This window comes from Nocardiopsis eucommiae (assembly GCF_965344335.1).
Taxonomy (GTDB): Bacteria; Actinomycetota; Actinomycetes; order Streptosporangiales; family Streptosporangiaceae; genus Nocardiopsis; species Nocardiopsis eucommiae.
Genome location: NZ_CBDRIY010000002.1, coordinates 147,605 through 165,840, shown reverse-complemented (window position 1 = coordinate 165,840; position 18,236 = coordinate 147,605). Strand labels below are relative to the sequence as shown.

Below are 18,236 nucleotides of genomic sequence, written 5' to 3'. Positions count from 1 at the left end.
TAGGGGGCTACAGGGCGGCGGCCAGCTCGGTGCCCTGCTTGATGGCGCGCTTGGCGTCCAGTTCGGCGGCCACGTCGGCGCCGCCGATCAGGTGCACGGCGCGACCGGCGGCGGTGAGCTCGTCGGCCAGGTCGCGGCGCGGGTCCTGACCGGCGCACAGCACCACGGTGTCGACGGCGAGCACGCGCTCCTCACCGTCCACGGTCACGTGCAGGCCCTCGTCGTCGATGCGTCGGTAGTCGACGCCCGCGACCATCTCCACGCCCCTGTGGCGCAGCTCCAGGCGGTGGATCCAGCCGGTGGTCTTTCCCAGGCCCTTGCCGACCTTCGAGGTCTTGCGCTGGAGCAGGTGCACGGTGCGCGGCGGGGCGGTCCGCTGGGCCGTGCCCAGGCCGCCGCGCTCCCGGTACTCGGTGTCCACGCCCCACTGGCGGAAGAACGTCTCGGGGTCCTGGCTCGCGCCCTCCCCGCCGTCGGTGAGGAACTCCGCCACATCGAAGCCGATGCCGCCCGCGCCGATGATCGCGACCCGTTCACCGACCTCGGCGCCGCCGCGCAGCACGTCCACGTAGCTCACCACGCTGGGGTGGTCCGCGCCCGGGATGGCGGGGGTGCGCGGGGTGACGCCGGTGGCGATCACGACCTCGTCGTACCCGTCGAGGTCGGCGGCGGTCACGGTGGTGTCCAGGTGCACGTCCACGCCGTGCTTGTCCAGCTGGACGCGGAAGTAGCGGAGGGTCTCGTCGAACTCCTCCTTGCCGGGCACGCGGCGGGCCATGTTGAGCTGGCCGCCGATCCGCGAGGCGGCGTCGAAGAGGGTGACGGTGTGGCCGACCTCGGCCGCGGAGACGGAGAAGGCGAGGCCGGCGGGGCCGGCGCCGACCACGGCCACGTTCCTGCGGGTCCGGGTGGGGGAGAGGACCAGCTCCGTCTCGTGGCAGGCGCGCGGGTTGACCAGGCACGAGGTGATCTTCAGGTTGAACGTGTGGTCCAGGCAGGCCTGGTTGCAGCCGATGCAGGTGTTGATCTCCTCGGCCCGGCCCGCCTCGGCCTTGGCCACGAAGGCGGCGTCGGCGAGCATCGGGCGGGCCAGCGAGACCATGTCGGCCTGGCCCTCCGCGATGATCCGTTCCGCGACCTCGGGGGTGTTGATGCGGTTGACCGCCACCAGCGGGACGGTCAGCTCCTTCTTGAGGCGCTGCGTGATCCACGTGTAGGCGCCGCGCGGCACGGAGGTGGCGATGGTGGGGACCCGGGCCTCGTGCCAGCCGATGCCGGTGTTGATGATGTCGGCGCCCGCGGTCTCGATCCGCCTGCCGAGTTCGACCACCTCGTCGTAGGTGGAGCCGTCGGGGACGAGGTCGAGCATGGACAGCCGGTAGACGAGGACGAACTCCGCGCCCACCCGCTCGCGGACCCGGCGGACGATCTCCAGGGGGAGGCGGACGCGGTTGTCGAAGGAGCCGCCCCAGCGGTCCTCGCGCTTGTTGGTGGCGGGCGCGATGAACTGGTTGATGAGGTAGCCCTCGGAGCCCATGACCTCGACGCCGTCGTACCCGGCGCGTTGGGCGAGCTCGGCGCAGCGGGCGAAGTCCTCGATGGTGCGCTCGATCTCGTCCTCGGTGAGGGCGTGCGGCACGAAGGGGCTGATGGGGGCCTGGAGGGCGCTGGCGGAGACGGACTCCTCGCTGAAGGCGTAGCGGCCGGTGTGGAGGATCTGCATGGCGATCCGGCCGCCCTCGCGGTGCACGGCCTCGGTGATGAGGCGGTGCTGGGCGACCTCGTCGTCGTTGGTGAGTTTGGCGCTGCCGGTGAAGGTGGCGCCCTCGGGGTTGGGGGCGATGCCGCCGGTGACGATGAGGCCGACGCCGCCGCGCGCGCGTTCGGCGTAGAAGGCGGCCATCCTCTCGAAGCCGTGGGGGGCCTCCTCCAGGCCGACGTGCATGGAGCCCATGATCACGCGGTTCCTGAGGGTGGTGAAGCCCAGGTCCAGGGGTTCCAGAAGGTGGGGGTACTCGCTCATGACCTCTCCTCGCGGCGTGCCTCCGGCCGGTGTCCTGCCGGCCCGCCTTTATTATGCAACAAGTTGCACAAAGAAGCGCGAGGCACCCCGGGCCACCGCCGCCCGGGGCTCAGACCACCACGGGCAGGGGGACCGGGCGCTTTGCGGTGCGGCCGTCCCCGGAGGAGCGCCCCCGCAGCCGACGCACGACCCACGGGCCGAGGAACGACCCCAGCCACCGCACCTCCGACGCGGCCGAGCGGAACACGCCGGGAACCGAACGCTCCGGCAGCGGGTCGGCCCAGCTCTCGTCGCTCCCCGGGATGCCGAGCGCGTGCGCCACCGCCCCGGCGATCCTCCGGTGCCCCTCGGGGGAGCAGTGCAGCCGGTCGACCCCCCACAGGCGGCGGTCCGTGGCCACCTCGTACGCGGCGGTGTCCGCCACCGCGACCCCGTGCCGACCAGCAGCCTCCCGGACCCGCTCGTTGAAGTCCAGCACCCGCGGCACCAGGGGTCGGGCGAGCGGGGCGATGCGGGCGATGTCCGGGAAGGTCAGCGTGGCCACCCGCGCGCCGACCCCGGTGAGCTCCGCGAACATCGTCTCCAGGTGGCCCACCACCTCGTCCGCGTCGTACCCGGGCCGGATGAGGTCGTTGACCCCGGCGAAGACCGTCGCCACGTCCGGACGCAGCTCCAGGGCGTCCTTCAGCTGGCCCTCGTGCACCTGCCGGGCCAGACGGCCGCGCACCGCGAGGTTGGCGTAGTCCACCCGCGCCCCGGTCGCGGCCAGGTGCTCGGCGAACCGGTCCGCCCACCCCCGGTACCCGGACTCCTCGTCGCCGTCCCCGATCCCCTCGGTCTGGCTGTCCCCGAGGGCGACGTACCGCAGATTCCCGTCCAACCTCATGTCCCGCACCTTTCCTGGGTGTCAGCGAACAATACTCAACAAAGCGACTATTCACCTTGTTCACCACCCGGCTTCGGGTCAACCCCTCGAACCGGTCCGGATTCGGCATGGCCGCGACCACGAGCGTGGCGGTCCGGCACTTCCGGCCGGGGCGCTCCTAGCGTGGGCCGGGGGCGACACGTCCGGCCCCCGGTCGCGCCGTGCCCCGGGAGGGTCCCTTGAGCAGGAACACCGTCGCCGAACAGCTGGTCCGCACCCTGGTCGCGGCGGGGGTGACCCGCATCTACGGCGTCGTGGGCGACAGCCTCAACCCGGTGGTGGACGCCGTCCACACCACCGACGGCATCGAGTGGGTGCACGTCCGCAACGAGGAGGCGGCGGCGTTCGCGGCGGCGGCCCAGGCCCAGATCGACGGGAAGCTGGCCGTCTGCGCGGGGTCCTGCGGCCCCGGCAACACCCACCTCGTGCAGGGCCTCTACGACGCCCAGCGCAGCGGAGCCCCCGTGCTCGCGCTGGCCTCCCACATCCCCTCGCGCCAGATCGGCACCGGCTTCTTCCAGGAGACCCACCCCGAGCGGCTCTTCGGTGACGTCACCGAGTTCCGCGAACTGGTCTCCCACCCGGACCAGATGCCCCGGCTGGCCCGGATCGCCGTCCAGCACGCCCTGGGCACCCCCGGCGTGGCCGTGCTCGTCCTGCCCGGCGACATCGCCGGACGCAGGGCGACGGGCCCCGCCGACACCAGCCCCGTCGCCGCCGGACGGGCCACCGCCTGGCCCAGTGAGGACGACGTCCGCGAACTGGCCCGGCGGATCAACGAGGCGGACACGGTCGCCCTGTTCTGCGGCGCCGGGGTACGCGACGCCCACGAGGAGGTCATGGCGCTCGCCCGGCGGGTCAACGCGCCGGTGGGCCACACACTGCGCGGCAAGGAGTGGATCCAGTACGACAACCCGTACGACGTCGGCATGATCGGCCTCCTCGGCTACGGGGCCTGCTACGACGCCCTCCAGGAAGCCGACCTCACGGTGCTGCTCGGGTGCGACTTCCCCTACGACGACTTCCTGCCCAAGGACAACGTGGTCCAGGTGGACCACGACCCGCGCAGGCTCGGCCGCCGTGTCCCGCTCCGACTCGGCGTGCAGGGGGACGTCGCGGCGACCCTGCGGGCGGTGCGCCCCTCGGTCCGGTCCAAGGAGGACGACACCTTCCTCAGGGACGTCCTCCGTCGCCACGAGCGCGCCCTGACCAAGGTCGTGGACGCCTACACGAAGAACATCGAGCACCACACCCCGATCCACCCCGAGTACGTGGCGAGCGTCCTCGACGCCCTGGCCCCGGACGACACCGTCTTCACCGTCGACACCGGCATGAACAACGTGTGGGCCGCCCGGTACCTCACCCCGAACGGCCGCCGCAGGGTGATCGGCTCCTTCACCCACGGCACCATGGCCAACGCCCTGCCGCACGCCGTCGGCGCCGCCTACGCCGCGCCCGACCGCAAGGTGGTGTCACTGTCCGGGGACGGCGGCCTGAGCATGCTCCTCGGCGAGCTCATCACCGTCCATCAGCACGACCTCCCGATCACGACGGTGGTGTTCAACAACTCCTCGCTCGGCATGGTCCGGCTGGAGATGATGGTGGACGGGATGCCCGCCTTCGAGACCGACCACGCGCCCGTCGACTACTCGCGGATCGCGGAGGCCATCGGTATGCGGGCGATCCGGGTCGAGGACCCCCGGGACGTCCACGACGCCCTGCGGGACGCGCTGGCCGCCCACGTGCCCGTGCTGGTGGACGTGGTCACCGACCCCAACGCGCTGTCGATGCCCTCCCGGATCACCGCCGACCAGGTCACCGGCTTCGCCCTCTCGGCGGGCCGCACGGTCCTGCGCGGCGGGGTGGGGTCGATGATCGACCTCGCCCGCTCCAACCTGCGCAACATCCCCCGGCCCTAGCCGATCCGTCGACTCGTCGACGCATCGCCCTGTCGACATGGCGCCGAGTCAACCGTCCCGGCTCTGGAAGGCCCTCCGGTAGGCCTGGGGGCTCGTGCCCACCACCGCGCGGAACCGCTCGCGGAACGCGGTGGGGGAGCCGAACCCCGCCTGGGCGGCGATCCGGTCCACCGAGTGGCGGGTGGACTCCAACAGGAACTGGGCCCGACGCACCCGGGCCCGGTACAGCCACCGCAGCGGCGTGGTCCCGGTCTGCTCACGGAACCGGCGGCTCAGGGTCCGGGTGCTCACCCCGGCGTGCGCGGCGACGTCCGCCAGGGTGAGATCGCGCCCCGAGTTCTCCTCCAACCACCGCAGCAGCGGCTCCCAGGCGGCGCCGTCCGGGACGGGCGGGGTCTCGTGGACGACGAACTGCGCCTGGCCGCCCTCGCGTTCCAAGGGCGTCACCGAGAGCCGTGCCGTGTCCGCCGCCACCGCCGACCCGTGGTCGGAGCGGACCATGTGCAGACACAGGTCCAGCCCCGCCGCCGCCCCGGCCGAGGTGAGGAACTGCCCGTTGTCCACGTAGAGGACGCCGGGGTCGACGGTCACCTCCGGATGGCGCTCGGCCAGGGCGTCCGCGCCGCGCCAGTGCGTGGTGGCCCGCAGTCCGTCCAGCAGACCGGTGGAGGCCAGCACGAAGGCTCCCGTGCAGATGGAGGCGATCCTGGTCCCGTTCGCGGCGGCGGCGCGCAGGGCGTCCAGCAGGGCGGGCGACGGGGCCGCGAGGGGGTCCTCCGTTCCGGGCACGACCACGGTGTCCGCCTCGGCCAGCGCCTCCAGGCCCCGGTCCGCGCGCAGGCGGAAGGGACCGGCGCCGACCTCCGGCTCGGGCGCGCAGACCAGGACCCGGTAGGCGGGCCCGCCTCCGGGCAGACGGGTGCGCGAGAACACCTCGACGGGCGTGGTCAGGTCGAAGCCGATCACTCCGTCGAAGGCGGTGACCACCACGGTGTGCATGCCAGGGAGCCTACTGGCTGGAATCCGTTGGAAGGTGTCCGTCCAGCCACTGTCACCGCGCCCCGGCCTTCCGTAGCTTCGTGCCGACGGCCTCCGAAAGGGGGAGGCCCGACCACACGAGGGGAGGACGATGCTGGCCCAGGTCGTGCTGTTCGACGGGTTCGACCCGCTGGACGTGATCGCGCCGTTCGAGGTCCTGTACGCGGGCGGGGCCGCCAGCGGCGGCGCGCTGACGGTGGAACTGGTCTCCGCCGAGGGCGCTCGGGAGGTACCGAGCGGGAACGGAGTGTCGCTCCGGGCCACCGCGCGCCTGGACCCCGGGCGTGCCGACGTGATCGTGGTGCCGGGAGCGGTGGGGAGCGTTCCCGACCCGGACACGGTGGACGACGAGCCCGACCCGGACTCGATTCCGGTACTCCTCGGAAACGCCCTCACCACCGAACTCCCGGTGCTGCTCGGTGCCGCCGTGGCACGGGAGGACACGCTCGTGACGGCCGTGTGCGGTGGCTCCCTGCTGCTGGCCATGGCCGGGCTGACCGAGGGCCGCGCGGCCACCACCCACCACCTGGGCCTGGACCTGTTGGACGCCACCGGCACCACGGCGGTGGACGCCAGGGTCGTGGACGACGGGGACCTGGTCACCGCCGCCGGGGTCACCTCGGGGCTGGACCTGGGCATCCACCTCCTCGAACGCGAGCTGGGACCCCGGATCGCCCACGCGGTGGAGAGGCTCTTCTCCCACGAACGACGCGGCGTGGTCTGGCGGGCCGAGGGGCCCGTCCCCGTGTCCTGACCGGCCCGCGCACCACCCATCACCACCGGAAGGAAGAACAGTGTCGGTTGCCGGAACCTGGGACCTGACCATCAGCACGCCGATCGGGCGGATCAGCCCGAGGATGCGCCTCACCGAAAGGGGAGGGGAGCTCAGCGGGGTCGCTTGGAACGAGGGGGAGGAGCCGGGCGAGCTGGTCGGCCTCACTCTGGAAGGTGACCTGCTCACGTGGCGGCAGGCGGTCACCCGGCCCCTGCGGCTCGATCTCGTCTTCGCGCTGACCGTCGACGGCGACCGGATGACGGGTACCTCGAAGGCGGGGCGTCTGCCCGCGTCGAGGGTCGTCGCCCGGCGTGTGGGCTGAGCCGGGGAGCGTGGAAACGACGAAGGCCCCGACCGGTCTCCCGGTCGGGGCCCTCGCTCCTGTGGCGGAGGATAGGGGATTCGAACCCCTGAGAGGTTGCCCTCAACACGCTTTCCAAGCGTGCGCCCTAGGCCACTAGGCGAATCCTCCGTGGACAACTCTACAGGCTTCGCGACACTGCTTCGAACGGCTTTCGGGCCGCCCGGAGGAGGGGCCCGGCGCGGGTTGCGGGGGTCCCGGGTTCGGATACACTCGGGGCAGACCCCTCGTGCGGCGTCACCCTACGAACCTCCCCAGGGCCGGAAGGCAGCAAGGATAAGTGGGCTCTGGCGGGTGCGCGGGGGGTCCTTTCTTGTTTCCGGGGGTACCTCGCCCCAGCGCCGCCCCCTTCCCGGTTTCCCCGACCAGGTGCGAGTTGTCTCCGCCAGCGGGTTGAATGGGACCGAGGCAGGGACACAGGGGAGTGATCACACCGTGAGCATCGCGCTGTACCGCAAGTACCGTCCCGCGACGTTCGGTGAGGTGCGCGGTCAGGAACACGTGACCGACCCGCTGCGCCAGGCGTTGCGCAGCGGACGTATCAACCACGCCTATCTCTTCAGCGGCCCGCGCGGCTGCGGCAAGACCACCAGCGCGCGCATCCTGGCCCGCTCCCTCAACTGTGAGCAGGGTCCGACCCCCGACCCGTGCGGCACCTGCGACTCCTGCGTGGCGCTCGCTCCCGACGGCGGCGGCAGCATCGACGTGATCGAGATCGACGCCGCCTCCCACGGTGGTGTCGACGACGCCCGCGACCTGCGGGAACGCGCGTTCTTCTCGCCGGTCAACTCGCGCTACAAGATCTACATCATCGACGAGGCGCACATGGTGACCCGCGAGGGTTTCAACGCGCTCCTCAAGCTGGTGGAGGAACCCCCGCCGCACCTGAAGTTCGTGTTCGCCACGACCGAACCCGAGAAGGTCATCGGCACGATCCGCTCGCGGACCCACCACTACCCCTTCCGGCTCATCCCGCCGAGCACCCTCAGGGAGCTCATGGAGGACCTCCTCAAGCAGGAGGAGGTCGCCTACGACCCGTCCGCGCTGCCGCTGGTCGTGCGCGCGGGCGCCGGTTCGGCCCGTGACACCCTCTCGGTCCTGGACCAGCTCATCGCCGGTTCGGACGAGGGCGGCATCACCCGTGAGGGCGCCGTCTCCCTGCTCGGCTACACGGACTCCAGCCTGCTCGGGGAGATGGTCGACGCCCTGGGCGCCCGCGACGGGGCCGCCGCGTTCGGTCTGGTGGACCGGGTCGTGGAGGGCGGGCACGACCCGCGTCGTTTCACCACGGACCTGCTGGAGCGCTTCCGTGACCTCGTGGTCCTGGCGGCCGTGCCGGACGCCCTGGACAAGGGCCTGGTGAACGTCTCGCCGGAGTCCGTGGAGCAGATGAAGGACCAGGCCGCCAGGTTGGGCCCGGCCACGCTGTCCCGGTCCGCCGAGATCCTCAACCAGGGGCTGACCGAGATGCGCGGCGCGACCGCGCCTCGGCTGCTGCTGGAGCTCATGTGCTCCCGCATCCTGCTGCCCGCCACCGACGGTGACCAGGGCACGGCGCTGCTGGCCCGTGTGGAGCAGATGGAGCGTCGGCTGGCCTCCGGTGCGGTGGCCCCGGCCGCTCCCGCGCCGGTGGCACCCGCGCCCGCACCCACGCCAGCGCCAGTGCCGCAGGCAGCTCCGGCCCCCGCGCCGCAGGCCGCACCCGAACCCGCTCCCGAGGCACCCGCGCGCGCCAGTACTCCCGAACCCGCTCCCGAGGCACCCGCGCGCGCCAGTACTCCCGAACCCGCTCCGAGCCCGGCGCCGCAGGCCCCCCGGACCTCCCGGGCCGCGACCGGCGAGCCCGCTGGCTGGGACGCCCCGCCGCGCGGCGCCCCCCAACCGGCCCCGCAGCGTCAGGCCCCCGCCGGTGGCGGCGGGCTCGACCTGGGCCGGGTCCAGGGCGCCTGGCCCCAGATCCTGGAGGCGGTCAAGGGTCGCCGCCGGTTCACCTGGATGGTGCTGGCCGGCGGCGACGTCCAGCCGGTCGGGGTCGAGGGCAACAGCGTGCTGCTGCGCTTCAACAAGCCCAACGAGGCCAAGGGGTTCAGCAACAGCGGCAGCGACCAGGTGGTGGCCGGTGCCATTCAGCAGGTCCTCGGGATCGAGGTCCGGGTGGCCCCCGCCAGTGGTGGGGCGGCGCAGGCCTCCCCCCAGCGTCGGGCCGAACCCGCACCGGCCCCGGCGCCCTCCCCGAAGGCGGAGGGCGAGCCCCCCGGTTGGGACGCGCCGCCCCCGGTCTCCCGGCCCGAACCGGCCCCCGCACCGGAGGCCCCGCGACCCGACGTGGCGGCTGGACCGCCGCCGGACCGTATCGTCACCGGTCTCCAGGAGCCGCCGCCCGACCCCTACGAGGACGGTGCCTCGGCCCCGCCGCCGGACGACGGCGGCTTCGGCCGCCCCGCCCAGCGTGCTCCGGAGCGGGCGCCCGAGCCGAGCCGTCCGGCGCCCGCCGGTCCCGCCCCGAAGCCCCAGGGGAACACGGGAGGTTCCGCCGGTGCCTCGGTTTCCCCAGGTGGTGGTGCCGCGCTCATCGAGACCGAGCTCGGCGGCAAGCTGCTCGAGGAGATCGAGCACGGCGGCGAGAGCTAGGCCGGGGGCTGGTCAGGGGCGCAGTCCCCGCAGGACGGTGTCCACGAGCCGGTCCGCGTACTCGTGGGTGATCGGCGCGGTGCGCAGCAGCCACCGGTGGTTGACGGGGCCGTTGAGCAGCTCCACGACGAGGTCGAGGTCGACGTCCGTGGCGAGCTGCCCGGCGGCCTGTCCGGAGCGCAGCCGTTCCTTGACCGCCTCTCCGTTGGGACGGACGAGCTGTTCGGTGACGGCTCGGGCGAACTCCTCGTCGTGTTGGACCTCCGCGGTGAAGGCCCGGGTGGTCCGGTCCATCGCGGGGTCGTTGAACTCGTCGATGGTGGCGCGGAGTACGGTCTTGAGGTCGGCGGCGAGGTCGCCGGTGTCGGGCAGCGGTTGCCCGGCCTCGGCTCCGGTCAGCCGGGTGAAGACCTCGAAGACGACGGCGGCCTTGGACGGCCACCAGCGGTAGATGGTCTGCTTGCCCACCCGGGCGCGGGCGGCGATGGCCTCCATGGTGAGTCTGGAGTAGCCGACCTCACCCAGCAGCTCCTCGGCGGCGTCGACGATGGCGTTCTGCGCGCGCTGGCTGCGGCGGCGGGGGTCCGGGGCCCGTCGGCTCTGTTCATCGGTGTTGTCGGCCATGTCTCCACGGTAACGCTCCAAAATGACGAGACGTATCGTCTTGGCACGGGTAGCATCAGGGGTGACGGCTAAGACGAGACGATGCGTCTCGCTGCCTGATGACGAGAGGAGTCAACGGCATGGCCAAGAACAGTGACAACCTCCTCGGGATGGGTGGTCAGCGCACCACCGTCTCCCGTTCCACGCTCCGTGGCGGCCAGGGCGGGGGCAAGGGCGGGCCCAGCGCCACCGCGCGTGAGCAGAAGCAGGAACTCCTGCGCAGGCTCCGCGAGAAGCACTCCACCCCCGAGACCGGGGACGCCGAAGGCCAGGCGTGACCGCTCGGCGTCGGCCCCCCGCCTGAGGGAACGGCGGAGGGCCGACCCGGCTCAGGTCGGACCGGCCGGCCAGGACCGCCCGTCCGGTGTGTCCAACCACACCCGCTGCCCGCCGTCGGCTCCCACCACGAGGCCGAACCGGTCCGGCCCGGGTTTCCCCAGGTCGGACCAGGTGGCGAGGGCCTCCTCCACCTCGTCCCAGATGCTCCTGGGGCCACCCTGCTCGATCATCCACGAGGTGCCGTAGGGGTAGACCCGCACCCACGAGTCCCCCCGCACGTCGCACAGCCACATGCCCGAGCCCGTGCCGATCCACCGCCGCCGCATCCGCCAGTCGGGGACCATCACCGAGACCGCGAAGGCCGAGGCGAAGGCGAGCATCGGTGCGACGGGGTCGACCTGGGTGAGCCGGTACTCGTCCGGCTGCTGACCGGCGTCCCGGGCCGGGCGGGGAGACGTGTACGGGGTGCGCAGCGGCACGAAACCCACGCCCCCGTGGAACCGGCCCACCGCCCTGGCCCCGGACGTCCCCGCCACCGTCTCGGTCCGTTCGAGGCGCATGAGCACCCCGGCGCTCTCCAACAGTCCCCACGGGCACACGACCAGTCCGTCGTCGGTGAGCTGCTCCAGCCAGGCGCCGGGCACGCGGCGCACCCCGCACGCGCTGACGATCCGGTCGAAGGGCGCCGCCTCCGCGTACCCGCCGTACCCGTCGGCCAGGCGTGTGTCGGGGGAGAGGCCCGCGTCGTGGAGCGCGCCCCGGGCCGCGCCGAGCAGTCGTTCGTCGATCTCCAGCGAGGTCACCGCGCCGTCACCGAGCCGGTGGGCGAGCAGCGCCGTGTTCCATCCCGTCCCCGTGCCGACCTCCAGCACCCGCTGCCCGTTCGCGAGCCCGGCCAGCTCCAGCATGCGCGCGAGCACCGTGGGCGCGGAACTGCACGAGGTGGCCGGGCCCCGGCCGTCTCCGTGCCGTGCCGCCACCTCCGGACCCTCGACCCGGGTGACGATGGCGTCGTCCGCGTAGACGGCGGCCAACCAGCGGTCCGGGTTCCCGGAGGCGTCCAGGGCGCTGCCGTTCGCCGCGAGCGCGCCGTGCTCCGGGATGAACAGGTGGCGGGGCACGGAGCGGAAGGCGTCGACGAGTGCGGCGTCGGTCAGCGTGCCGTCCGCGATTATCGCCTCGATCAGAGCCGAGTTGCGCTCTCTGGCGGTCAACACGTCCTCAGTCCCCTGGTGGTCCGGCTGTCTCGGTCGGGGCGCGGCCGCCGGAGCGGCCGACCAGCCCCGTCGAACATCCTTTCAACCCAGAGTGACTCGTGCGCTACTCTTCGCTCCCTTGCCTGGTGAAATCAGGTCAACGGTGCGACCAAGCGCGCGTTGTCCCGACGCGTGTCCGCCTGGTCGTGCGTGGGGTAGTCCACGTAGCCCCGGGGACCGGACGTGTAGTGGAAGTTCCTCTCCCTGATCACCGACCACGGCGCCCCGGCCGCGAGCCGCTCCACCACGTCCGGGTTGGAGATGTAGGGGCGGCCCACCGACACGAGGTCGGCGCGCCCTCCGGCCACGAGCGCGGCGGCGCTCTCCGGGGTGGTCGCCTCGTGCTCCCCGGTGTTGCCCACCAGCGTTCCGGGCCAGTCCCGCCGAGCCTCTGCCAGCGCGGGGTGCACCGGGTCGGCGGTGACGTGCAGGTAGGCGAGGCCGAGCGGAGCCACCTGGCGCAGCAGCTCCCGGTAGACCGGGGCGGGGTCGCGTTCCACCATCTCGAACTGGCTGTTGCCGGGGGAGAGCCGCAGCCCCACCCTGTCCGCGCCGACGGCGTCCGCGACCGCCTCGGTGACCTCCACGGGGAACCGGATCCGCCCGGTGACCCCGCCGCCGTACGCGTCCATGCGCTGGTTGGTGTTGTCAGCCAGGAACTGGTGCGGCAGGTACCCGTTGGCCCCGTGGATCTCGACCCCGTCGAACCCGGCCCGCACCGCCGCGCGCGCCGCCTCGGCGTACGCGGCCACGGTACGGCCGATCTCCCGGAGGGTCAGCGCGCGTGGGGCGACCGGAGCCACCTTGCCGTCCAGCGTGTGGACGGGGTCCGTTCGCGGAACGACCGAGGGGGCGCCCGGGGTCCCGCCGTCGGGGCGGTTGGCCGGGTGGCCGCCTCGCCCGGCGTGCATGATCTGGGCGAAGACGCGTCCGCCCGAGGCGTGCACGGCGTCGGTGACCCGCCGCCACCCCTCGACCTGCGCCTCCGAGTACAGGCCCGGTTCGGTGAGGTACTGCTGGCCGTCGACGCTGGGCGAGATCCCCTCGGAGACGATCAGGCCCGCGCTGGCCCGCTGGGCGTAGTAGGTGGCCATGAGGTCGCCGGGCACGCCGTTCCGGTCGGCGCGCAGACGGGTCATCGGGGCCATGACCACCCGGTTGGGCAGGTGCAGCGACCCGAGGTCGTAGGGGTCCAGGAGCGGGTTTCCGTGGGTCTTCGCGGTGTCCATGCGAGGAGCGTAGAATCTGACACCCGTGTGAGGTTCAAGCGTTCGTGGCCAGGGTCACAGGAGACGACGGGAGGCGCCCGTGCGCATCGGAGAGCTGTCCGCGCGGAGCGGGGTGAGCCCCCGTTCGCTGCGCTACTACGAGGAGCGTGGCCTGCTCGCCTCGACACGCACCGCGGGCGGGCACCGCGAGTACGGCGAGGACGCCGTGGAGCGGGTGGACCGCGTCCAGTGCCTGCTCGGGGCCGGGCTCTCGACCGAGGTGATCCGTGAGCTGCTGCCCTGCGTGTACGCGCGGGAGCGCGGCGAGCCCGCCCCGGACCTGCTCGACTGGCTCCGGCGCGAACGGGACCGGGTCACCGGGGCGATCCGGGGGCTGGAGCGCACCCGCGAGGCCCTGGACCAGGTGATCGAGGACTCCCGCGTCTCCCCGCCCGACGTCCGGGCGAACGGCTCCGGGGCCGCCGCGGGTGACCGGGCCGCCGGTGCGCGCGGCGGGGGCGCCGACGGACGTGGCCGGGGTGCCCCGGTCGGACCGGTTACCCTCACAGGCAAGTGACACGAAGCTATGAACAGCACCACGTGTGTGGCGAGGAGACGGCCGTGAACCCTGGCGGAATGGACATGCAGGCCCTGCTCCAGCAGGCCCAGCAGATGCAGCAGCAGCTGGCACAGGCCCAGCAGGCCCTGGAGGAGGCCGAGGTCGTGGGCACCTCCGGCGGCGGCCTGGTCAAGGTCAAGCTGAGCGGGCGGGGCCAGGTCGAGGACATCACCGTCGACCCGAAGGCGGTGGACCCCACCGACGCGGAGGAGACCGCGCAGACCGTCGCGGACCTGGTCCTGGCGGCCATCCGTGACGCCGAGGCCCAGGTCGAGCGCCTCCAGCAGGAGAAGATGGGCCCGCTGGCCGAGGGCCTGGGCGGCGGCGGGATGCCCGGCGGGATGCCCGGCCTCCCCGGCTTCTAGCCTCAGGTGCCTCCGGGGCCCGCGGGTTCCCGGAGACCTCACGGTCGCCGTGCCGCCGCTCCGGTACCGCCCTTCGGTACGGGAGCGGCGACGGACCGCCGCGCGGCTTTTCGGCGACGCGGTCGGGGGACGGTCGCGAGAGGTCACCGCCCCCCGATACGGTGGGGGGAGGGGCAGGAGTGGCCCCACCGGGCCCCTGCCCGGTTCCGACCGAGTGGGTAGGCATGTACGAGGGCGCGGTTCAGAATCTGATCGACGAGCTGGGGCGACTGCCCGGCGTCGGTCCGAAGAGCGCGCAACGCATCGCCTTCCACCTGCTGTCCGCGGAACACGCGGACGTCAAGCGCCTGGTCAACTCACTCGTCGAGGTCAAGGAGCGGGTGCGCTTCTGCTCGATCTGCGGCAACGTCGCAGAGGAGACCGAGTGCCGCATCTGCCGTGACGCCCGCCGCGACGCCGCCGTCATCTGTGTCGTCGAGGAGTCCAAGGACGTCGTCGCCATCGAACGCACCCGCGAGTTCCGCGGGCGCTACCACGTGCTCGGGGGCGCCATCAGCCCCATCGAGGGAGTGGGCCCCGACGACCTCCGGGTCAAGGAGCTCATGACCCGTCTGGCCGACGGCCAGATCACCGAGCTGATCCTGGCGACCGACCCGAACCTGGAAGGGGAGGCCACCGCGACCTACCTGGCGCGGCTGGTCAAACCCATGGGCCTGAAAGTCACCCGGCTCGCCAGCGGACTCCCCGTCGGCGGCGACCTCGAGTACGCCGACGAGGTCACTCTGGGGCGTGCCTTCGAGGGCCGCCGCAGCCTCGAGTTCTAGCTCACACTTCGCCGTAATCGGGCGGAAATATGAGTAACCTCCGCTCTGGCGGGTAACCCGATCGCCGGTGTGTCAAGACGCCACGCCCTCCCCTCCGCAGGTCGGAAGGGGTGCCTTGGTCGTCGCTGGCTACACTTTGTTGTTCATTGTCTTGATCCCAACTCCTCAGGAGCATCGATCGTGGCCCTAATCGTGCAGAAGTACGGTGGGTCTTCCGTGGCTGACGCGGAAGCCATCAAGCGAGTAGCCCAAAGGATCGTGGCTCAGAAAAAGGCGGGACATGACGTCGTGGTCGTGGTCTCGGCCATGGGCGACACGACCGACGAACTGCTGGACCTGGCCGAACAGGTCTCCCCGATGCCCCCCGCCCGCGAGCTCGACATGCTCGTCACCGCGGGTGAGCGCATGTCGATGGCCCTCGTGGCGATGGCCATCGAGAACCTGGGCTACGAGGCCCGTTCCTTCACCGGCTCCCAGGCCGGGGTCATCACCACGTCGTTGCACGGCAACGCCAAGATCATCGACGTGACCCCCGGCCGTATCCAGGAGGCCATCGGCGAGGGCTCGATCTGCATCGTGGCCGGGTTCCAGGGCGTCTCCCAGGACACCAAGGACATCACCTCCCTGGGCCGTGGCGGTTCCGACACCACCGCCGTCGCTCTCGCTGGCGCGCTGAACGCCGACGCCTGCGAGATCTACAGCGACGTGGACGGCGTGTTCACCGCCGATCCGCGCGTCGTTCCCTCCGCGCAGCGCATCCCGCAGATCTCCTACGAGGAGATGCTGGAGATGGCCGCCAGCGGCACGAAGATCCTGCACCTGCGCTGCGTCGAGTACGCGCGCCAGTACAACATTCCCCTGCACGTCCGTTCGTCGTTCAGCCAGAAGCCCGGGACGTGGATCGTCTCGGAAGTCGAGGAAAGCGAAGGCATGGAACAGCCGATCATCTCCGGGGTCTCCCACGACCGGAGCGAAGCCAAGATCACCGTCGTCGGCGTCCCCGACAAGGTCGGTGAGGCCGCGACGATCTTCAAGTCGCTCGCGGACGCCGAGATCAACATCGACATGATCGTGCAGAACGTGTCGGCGGTCTCCACCTCCCGCACGGACATCTCGTTCACCGTCCCCAAGGACTTCGGCAAGGAGGCGGTCGGCGCCCTGAAGAAGGTCCAGGAGAAGGTCGGCTACGACTCCCTGCGCTACGACGACAAGATCGGCAAGGTCTCCCTGATCGGTGCGGGCATGCGCTCGTACCCGGGCGTCACCGCGCGGTTCTTCGACGCGATCGCCTCCTCCGGCACCAACGTCGAGATGATCTCCACCTCGGAGATCCGCATCTCGGTCATCGTCGAGGAGGACCAGGTCGACGCGGCGGTCCAGGCCGCGCACAGCGAGTTCCAGCTCGACGCCGACCAGGTCGAGGCTGTCGTCTACGGAGGTACCGGCCGATGAGCAACCGTCTTCCCACCCTGGCCATCGTCGGTGCCACCGGCGCCGTCGGCACCGTCATGCTCGACATCCTCACCCAGCGTGAGAACGTGTGGGGCGAGATCCGGCTGGTCGCCTCCGCGCGCAGCGCGGGCAAGGTCCTGAGCGTGCGCGGCGAGGACGTCGTCGTGCAGGCGCTGGCCCCCGAGGTCTTCGACGGCGTGGACGTCGCCATGTTCGACGTGCCGGACGAGGTGTCCAAGGAGTGGGCGCCGATCGCCGCGGCCCGTGGCGCGGTGGCCGTCGACAACTCCGGCGCGTTCCGCCTGGACTCCGACGTCCCGCTGGTGGTTCCCGAGGTCAACGCGGACCAGGTGCGCAACCGCCCGCGCGGCATCATCTCGAACCCGAACTGCACCACCCTCTCGATGATCGTGGCGATCGGTGCGCTGCACCGGACCTACGGCGTCAGGGAGCTGGTGGTCTCCTCCTACCAGGCCGCCTCCGGAGCCGGCCAGGAGGGCATCGACGTCCTGCGCGACCAGATGGCCAAGGCGGGCGGTGACCGCACCCTTGGTGACAGCTCGGGTGACATGCGCGCGGCCGTCGACGAGCTCGGCCCCTTCCCGGCGCCGCTGGCCTACAACGTCGTGCCGTGGGCGGGTTCGCTCAAGGACGACGGCTGGTCGTCCGAGGAGCTGAAGGTCCGCAACGAGTCCCGCAAGATCCTGGGGCTGCCGGACCTGAAGGTCTCCGCGACCTGCGTGCGCGTGCCGGTCATCACCACCCACTCGCTGGTGGTCCACGCGTCCTTCGACAGCGAGGTCGCCGCCGACGACGCCCGCAAGCTGCTGGCCGGCGCCGAGGGCGTCAAGGTCGTGGACGACCCCGCCAAGGGCGAGTTCCCGACCCCGAACGACGTCGTGGGCACCGACCCGACCTGGGTCGGCCGCATCCGGCAGTCGATCGACGACCCGAAGTCGCTCGACCTCTTCCTGTGCGGGGACAACCTGCGCAAGGGCGCGGCGCTGAACACCGCGCAGATCGCGGAGGTCGTCGCCAAGGAGTTCACCCAGGCCTGAGGCCGCACCGAGGGCGGTGGCCCGTTCCCCTGCGGAACGGGCCACCGCCCTTCGGCGTGCCTACCGGCGGCTCCGTGGCCGGGCCAGGGACAACTTGTAGAGAAGTCGACACTGCTCGACCGAGCCGATGAGGTCGGAGGTCTCGACCGGGCGGTCGCCGCAGTAGTGGGTGCGTTCGACCACCAGGACCGGTACGCCCGGGGCGGAGTCCAGGAGTACGGCCTCGGAGTCGCGCAGCGCGCGGACCCCCACCTCCTCCACGACCCGGTCCACGGGGAACCCCGCGGCGCCCAGCCGTTCCAGGGTGCCGGTCTCGGTGGCGTCGAAGGGGGTGCGCAGGGTTCCGGCGGTGAGGATCGCCGGTTCCCAGGACCGGTGCAGGGTGACCGGGCGGTCGGAGGAGAGCCCCCGCGAGGTGGTGCGGTACACCGGGTCGCCGTCGCGCAGCCGGAGTCTGGTGCTCAGCGGGGCCGTGCACCGCTCCTGCTCGGTGCTGACCCGCTCACGGCTGAGTTGTCCCAGGCCGGAGCCGGAGGTGGCGTCGGTCCGGGAGAGCCGGAAGGTCTCCGGGACGGTCCGCACGAAGTACCCGGAGCCGGGCCTGGCCTCGACCAGGCCCTCGGTGACCAGGAGGCGCAGAGCGGTGCGGGAGATCTGTTCGCTGACCCGGTAGGAGCGGGCCAGGCGGGTGCGGGACGGAAGTCGGGTGCCCGGGGTGATCTCGCCGTTGAGGATCGGTTCTCGGAGTTGTTCGGCCAGCCACAGGTAGCGGGGTTGCCTGGACACCGCTCACCCGGCCTCTGCCGCGCCCCTGCTCGGAGGGGTGGCTCTGGCCGGACG

The 18,236-nt window shown here is 72.0% G+C and carries 17 protein-coding genes, 1 tRNA gene and 1 other RNA gene; 11 read left to right on the top strand and 8 right to left on the bottom strand.

Features of this window, described 5'->3' with window-relative positions; all coding sequences use genetic code 11:
* Nucleotides 1–7 precede the first annotated feature (7 nt).
* Nucleotides 8–2,023, bottom strand: coding sequence for an oxidoreductase (locus tag ACRWK8_RS02275; RefSeq protein ID WP_431868008.1), 2,016 nt, complete (start codon nucleotides 2,021–2,023; stop codon nucleotides 8–10).
* Between the two features lie 109 nt (nucleotides 2,024–2,132).
* Nucleotides 2,133–2,909 carry an SGNH/GDSL hydrolase family protein gene (locus ACRWK8_RS02270; RefSeq protein ID WP_431868006.1) on the bottom strand — a complete coding sequence of 259 codons (777 nt, stop codon included), beginning with the start codon at nucleotides 2,907–2,909 and terminating at the stop codon, nucleotides 2,133–2,135.
* Between the two features lie 218 nt (nucleotides 2,910–3,127).
* Here ACRWK8_RS02270 and ACRWK8_RS02265 point away from each other — a divergent pair, with 218 nt between their 5' ends.
* Nucleotides 3,128–4,867, top strand: coding sequence for a pyruvate dehydrogenase (locus tag ACRWK8_RS02265; protein ID WP_378735481.1), 1,740 nt, complete (start codon nucleotides 3,128–3,130; stop codon nucleotides 4,865–4,867).
* Nucleotides 4,868–4,915: 48 nt separating this feature from the next.
* Here ACRWK8_RS02265 and ACRWK8_RS02260 read toward each other — a convergent pair whose 3' ends face one another.
* Entirely contained in the window at nucleotides 4,916–5,866 is a 951-nt protein-coding gene (locus tag ACRWK8_RS02260) for a GlxA family transcriptional regulator (RefSeq protein WP_378735483.1), read from the bottom strand.
* A gap of 130 nt (nucleotides 5,867–5,996) precedes the next feature.
* On the opposite strand from ACRWK8_RS02260, the gene ACRWK8_RS02255 reads away from it, so the two are divergent.
* Together ACRWK8_RS02255 and ACRWK8_RS02250 are read left to right on the top strand one after the other, a co-directional pair.
* Nucleotides 5,997–6,659, top strand: coding sequence for a DJ-1/PfpI family protein (locus tag ACRWK8_RS02255; protein WP_431868003.1), 663 nt, complete (start codon nucleotides 5,997–5,999; stop codon nucleotides 6,657–6,659).
* A 40-nt stretch (nucleotides 6,660–6,699) separates the two neighbouring features.
* A complete protein-coding gene (locus ACRWK8_RS02250) occupies nucleotides 6,700–7,002 on the top strand; it encodes a hypothetical protein (protein ID WP_378735488.1) in 303 nt (100 codons plus the stop codon).
* A gap of 62 nt (nucleotides 7,003–7,064) precedes the next feature.
* Here the strand turns inward: ACRWK8_RS02250 and ACRWK8_RS02245 are convergent.
* A tRNA-Ser gene (locus ACRWK8_RS02245) sits at nucleotides 7,065–7,152 on the bottom strand.
* Between the two features lie 107 nt (nucleotides 7,153–7,259).
* Here ACRWK8_RS02245 and ffs point away from each other — a divergent pair.
* Nucleotides 7,260–7,355, top strand: an RNA gene (ffs, locus tag ACRWK8_RS02240) — signal recognition particle sRNA small type.
* 121 nt (nucleotides 7,356–7,476) lie between these two features.
* Entirely contained in the window at nucleotides 7,477–9,672 is a 2,196-nt protein-coding gene (locus ACRWK8_RS02235) for a DNA polymerase III subunit gamma and tau (protein WP_431868000.1), read from the top strand.
* A 12-nt stretch (nucleotides 9,673–9,684) separates the two neighbouring features.
* Here ACRWK8_RS02235 and ACRWK8_RS02230 read toward each other — a convergent pair whose 3' ends face one another.
* Nucleotides 9,685–10,296 (bottom strand): TetR/AcrR family transcriptional regulator, encoded by a 612-nt coding sequence (locus ACRWK8_RS02230; protein ID WP_431867998.1) that lies wholly within the window; start codon nucleotides 10,294–10,296, stop codon nucleotides 9,685–9,687.
* Between the two features lie 119 nt (nucleotides 10,297–10,415).
* Between ACRWK8_RS02230 and ACRWK8_RS02225 the strand changes: the two genes are divergently transcribed.
* Nucleotides 10,416–10,613, top strand: coding sequence for a DUF6243 family protein (locus tag ACRWK8_RS02225; protein WP_378735494.1), 198 nt, complete (start codon nucleotides 10,416–10,418; stop codon nucleotides 10,611–10,613).
* A gap of 51 nt (nucleotides 10,614–10,664) precedes the next feature.
* On the opposite strand, the gene ACRWK8_RS02220 is transcribed toward ACRWK8_RS02225, so the two are convergent.
* Nucleotides 10,665–11,828, bottom strand: coding sequence for a methyltransferase domain-containing protein (locus ACRWK8_RS02220; protein WP_431868077.1), 1,164 nt, complete (start codon nucleotides 11,826–11,828; stop codon nucleotides 10,665–10,667).
* Nucleotides 11,829–11,962: 134 nt separating this feature from the next.
* A complete protein-coding gene (locus tag ACRWK8_RS02215) occupies nucleotides 11,963–13,099 on the bottom strand; it encodes an alkene reductase (RefSeq protein ID WP_431867995.1) in 1,137 nt (378 codons plus the stop codon).
* A 79-nt stretch (nucleotides 13,100–13,178) separates the two neighbouring features.
* On the opposite strand from ACRWK8_RS02215, the gene ACRWK8_RS02210 reads away from it, so the two are divergent.
* The 5 genes from ACRWK8_RS02210 (at nucleotide 13,179) to ACRWK8_RS02190 (ending at nucleotide 17,396) form a co-directional block, all read left to right on the top strand.
* Nucleotides 13,179–13,655, top strand: a complete 477-nt coding sequence (locus ACRWK8_RS02210) for a MerR family transcriptional regulator (protein WP_378735498.1) — start codon at nucleotides 13,179–13,181, stop codon at nucleotides 13,653–13,655.
* A gap of 59 nt (nucleotides 13,656–13,714) precedes the next feature.
* On the top strand, nucleotides 13,715–14,062 hold the full coding sequence (locus ACRWK8_RS02205; RefSeq protein WP_378736166.1) for a YbaB/EbfC family nucleoid-associated protein: 348 nt from the start codon (nucleotides 13,715–13,717) through the stop codon (nucleotides 14,060–14,062).
* 224 nt (nucleotides 14,063–14,286) lie between these two features.
* Nucleotides 14,287–14,886, top strand: coding sequence for a recombination mediator RecR (recR, locus tag ACRWK8_RS02200; protein WP_378735500.1), 600 nt, complete (start codon nucleotides 14,287–14,289; stop codon nucleotides 14,884–14,886).
* Between the two features lie 180 nt (nucleotides 14,887–15,066).
* Complete coding sequence (locus tag ACRWK8_RS02195; RefSeq protein WP_378735502.1) at nucleotides 15,067–16,338, top strand: aspartate kinase; 1,272 nt, start codon at nucleotides 15,067–15,069, stop codon at nucleotides 16,336–16,338.
* Nucleotides 16,335–17,396, top strand: a complete 1,062-nt coding sequence (locus ACRWK8_RS02190; protein WP_378735504.1) for an aspartate-semialdehyde dehydrogenase — start codon at nucleotides 16,335–16,337, stop codon at nucleotides 17,394–17,396. The genes ACRWK8_RS02195 and ACRWK8_RS02190 overlap by 4 nt, the downstream gene beginning before the upstream one ends.
* Nucleotides 17,397–17,456: 60 nt before the next feature.
* On the opposite strand, the gene ACRWK8_RS02185 is transcribed toward ACRWK8_RS02190, so the two are convergent.
* Nucleotides 17,457–18,182, bottom strand: a complete 726-nt coding sequence (locus ACRWK8_RS02185) for a GntR family transcriptional regulator (RefSeq protein WP_378735507.1) — start codon at nucleotides 18,180–18,182, stop codon at nucleotides 17,457–17,459.
* Nucleotides 18,183–18,236 lie beyond the last annotated feature (54 nt).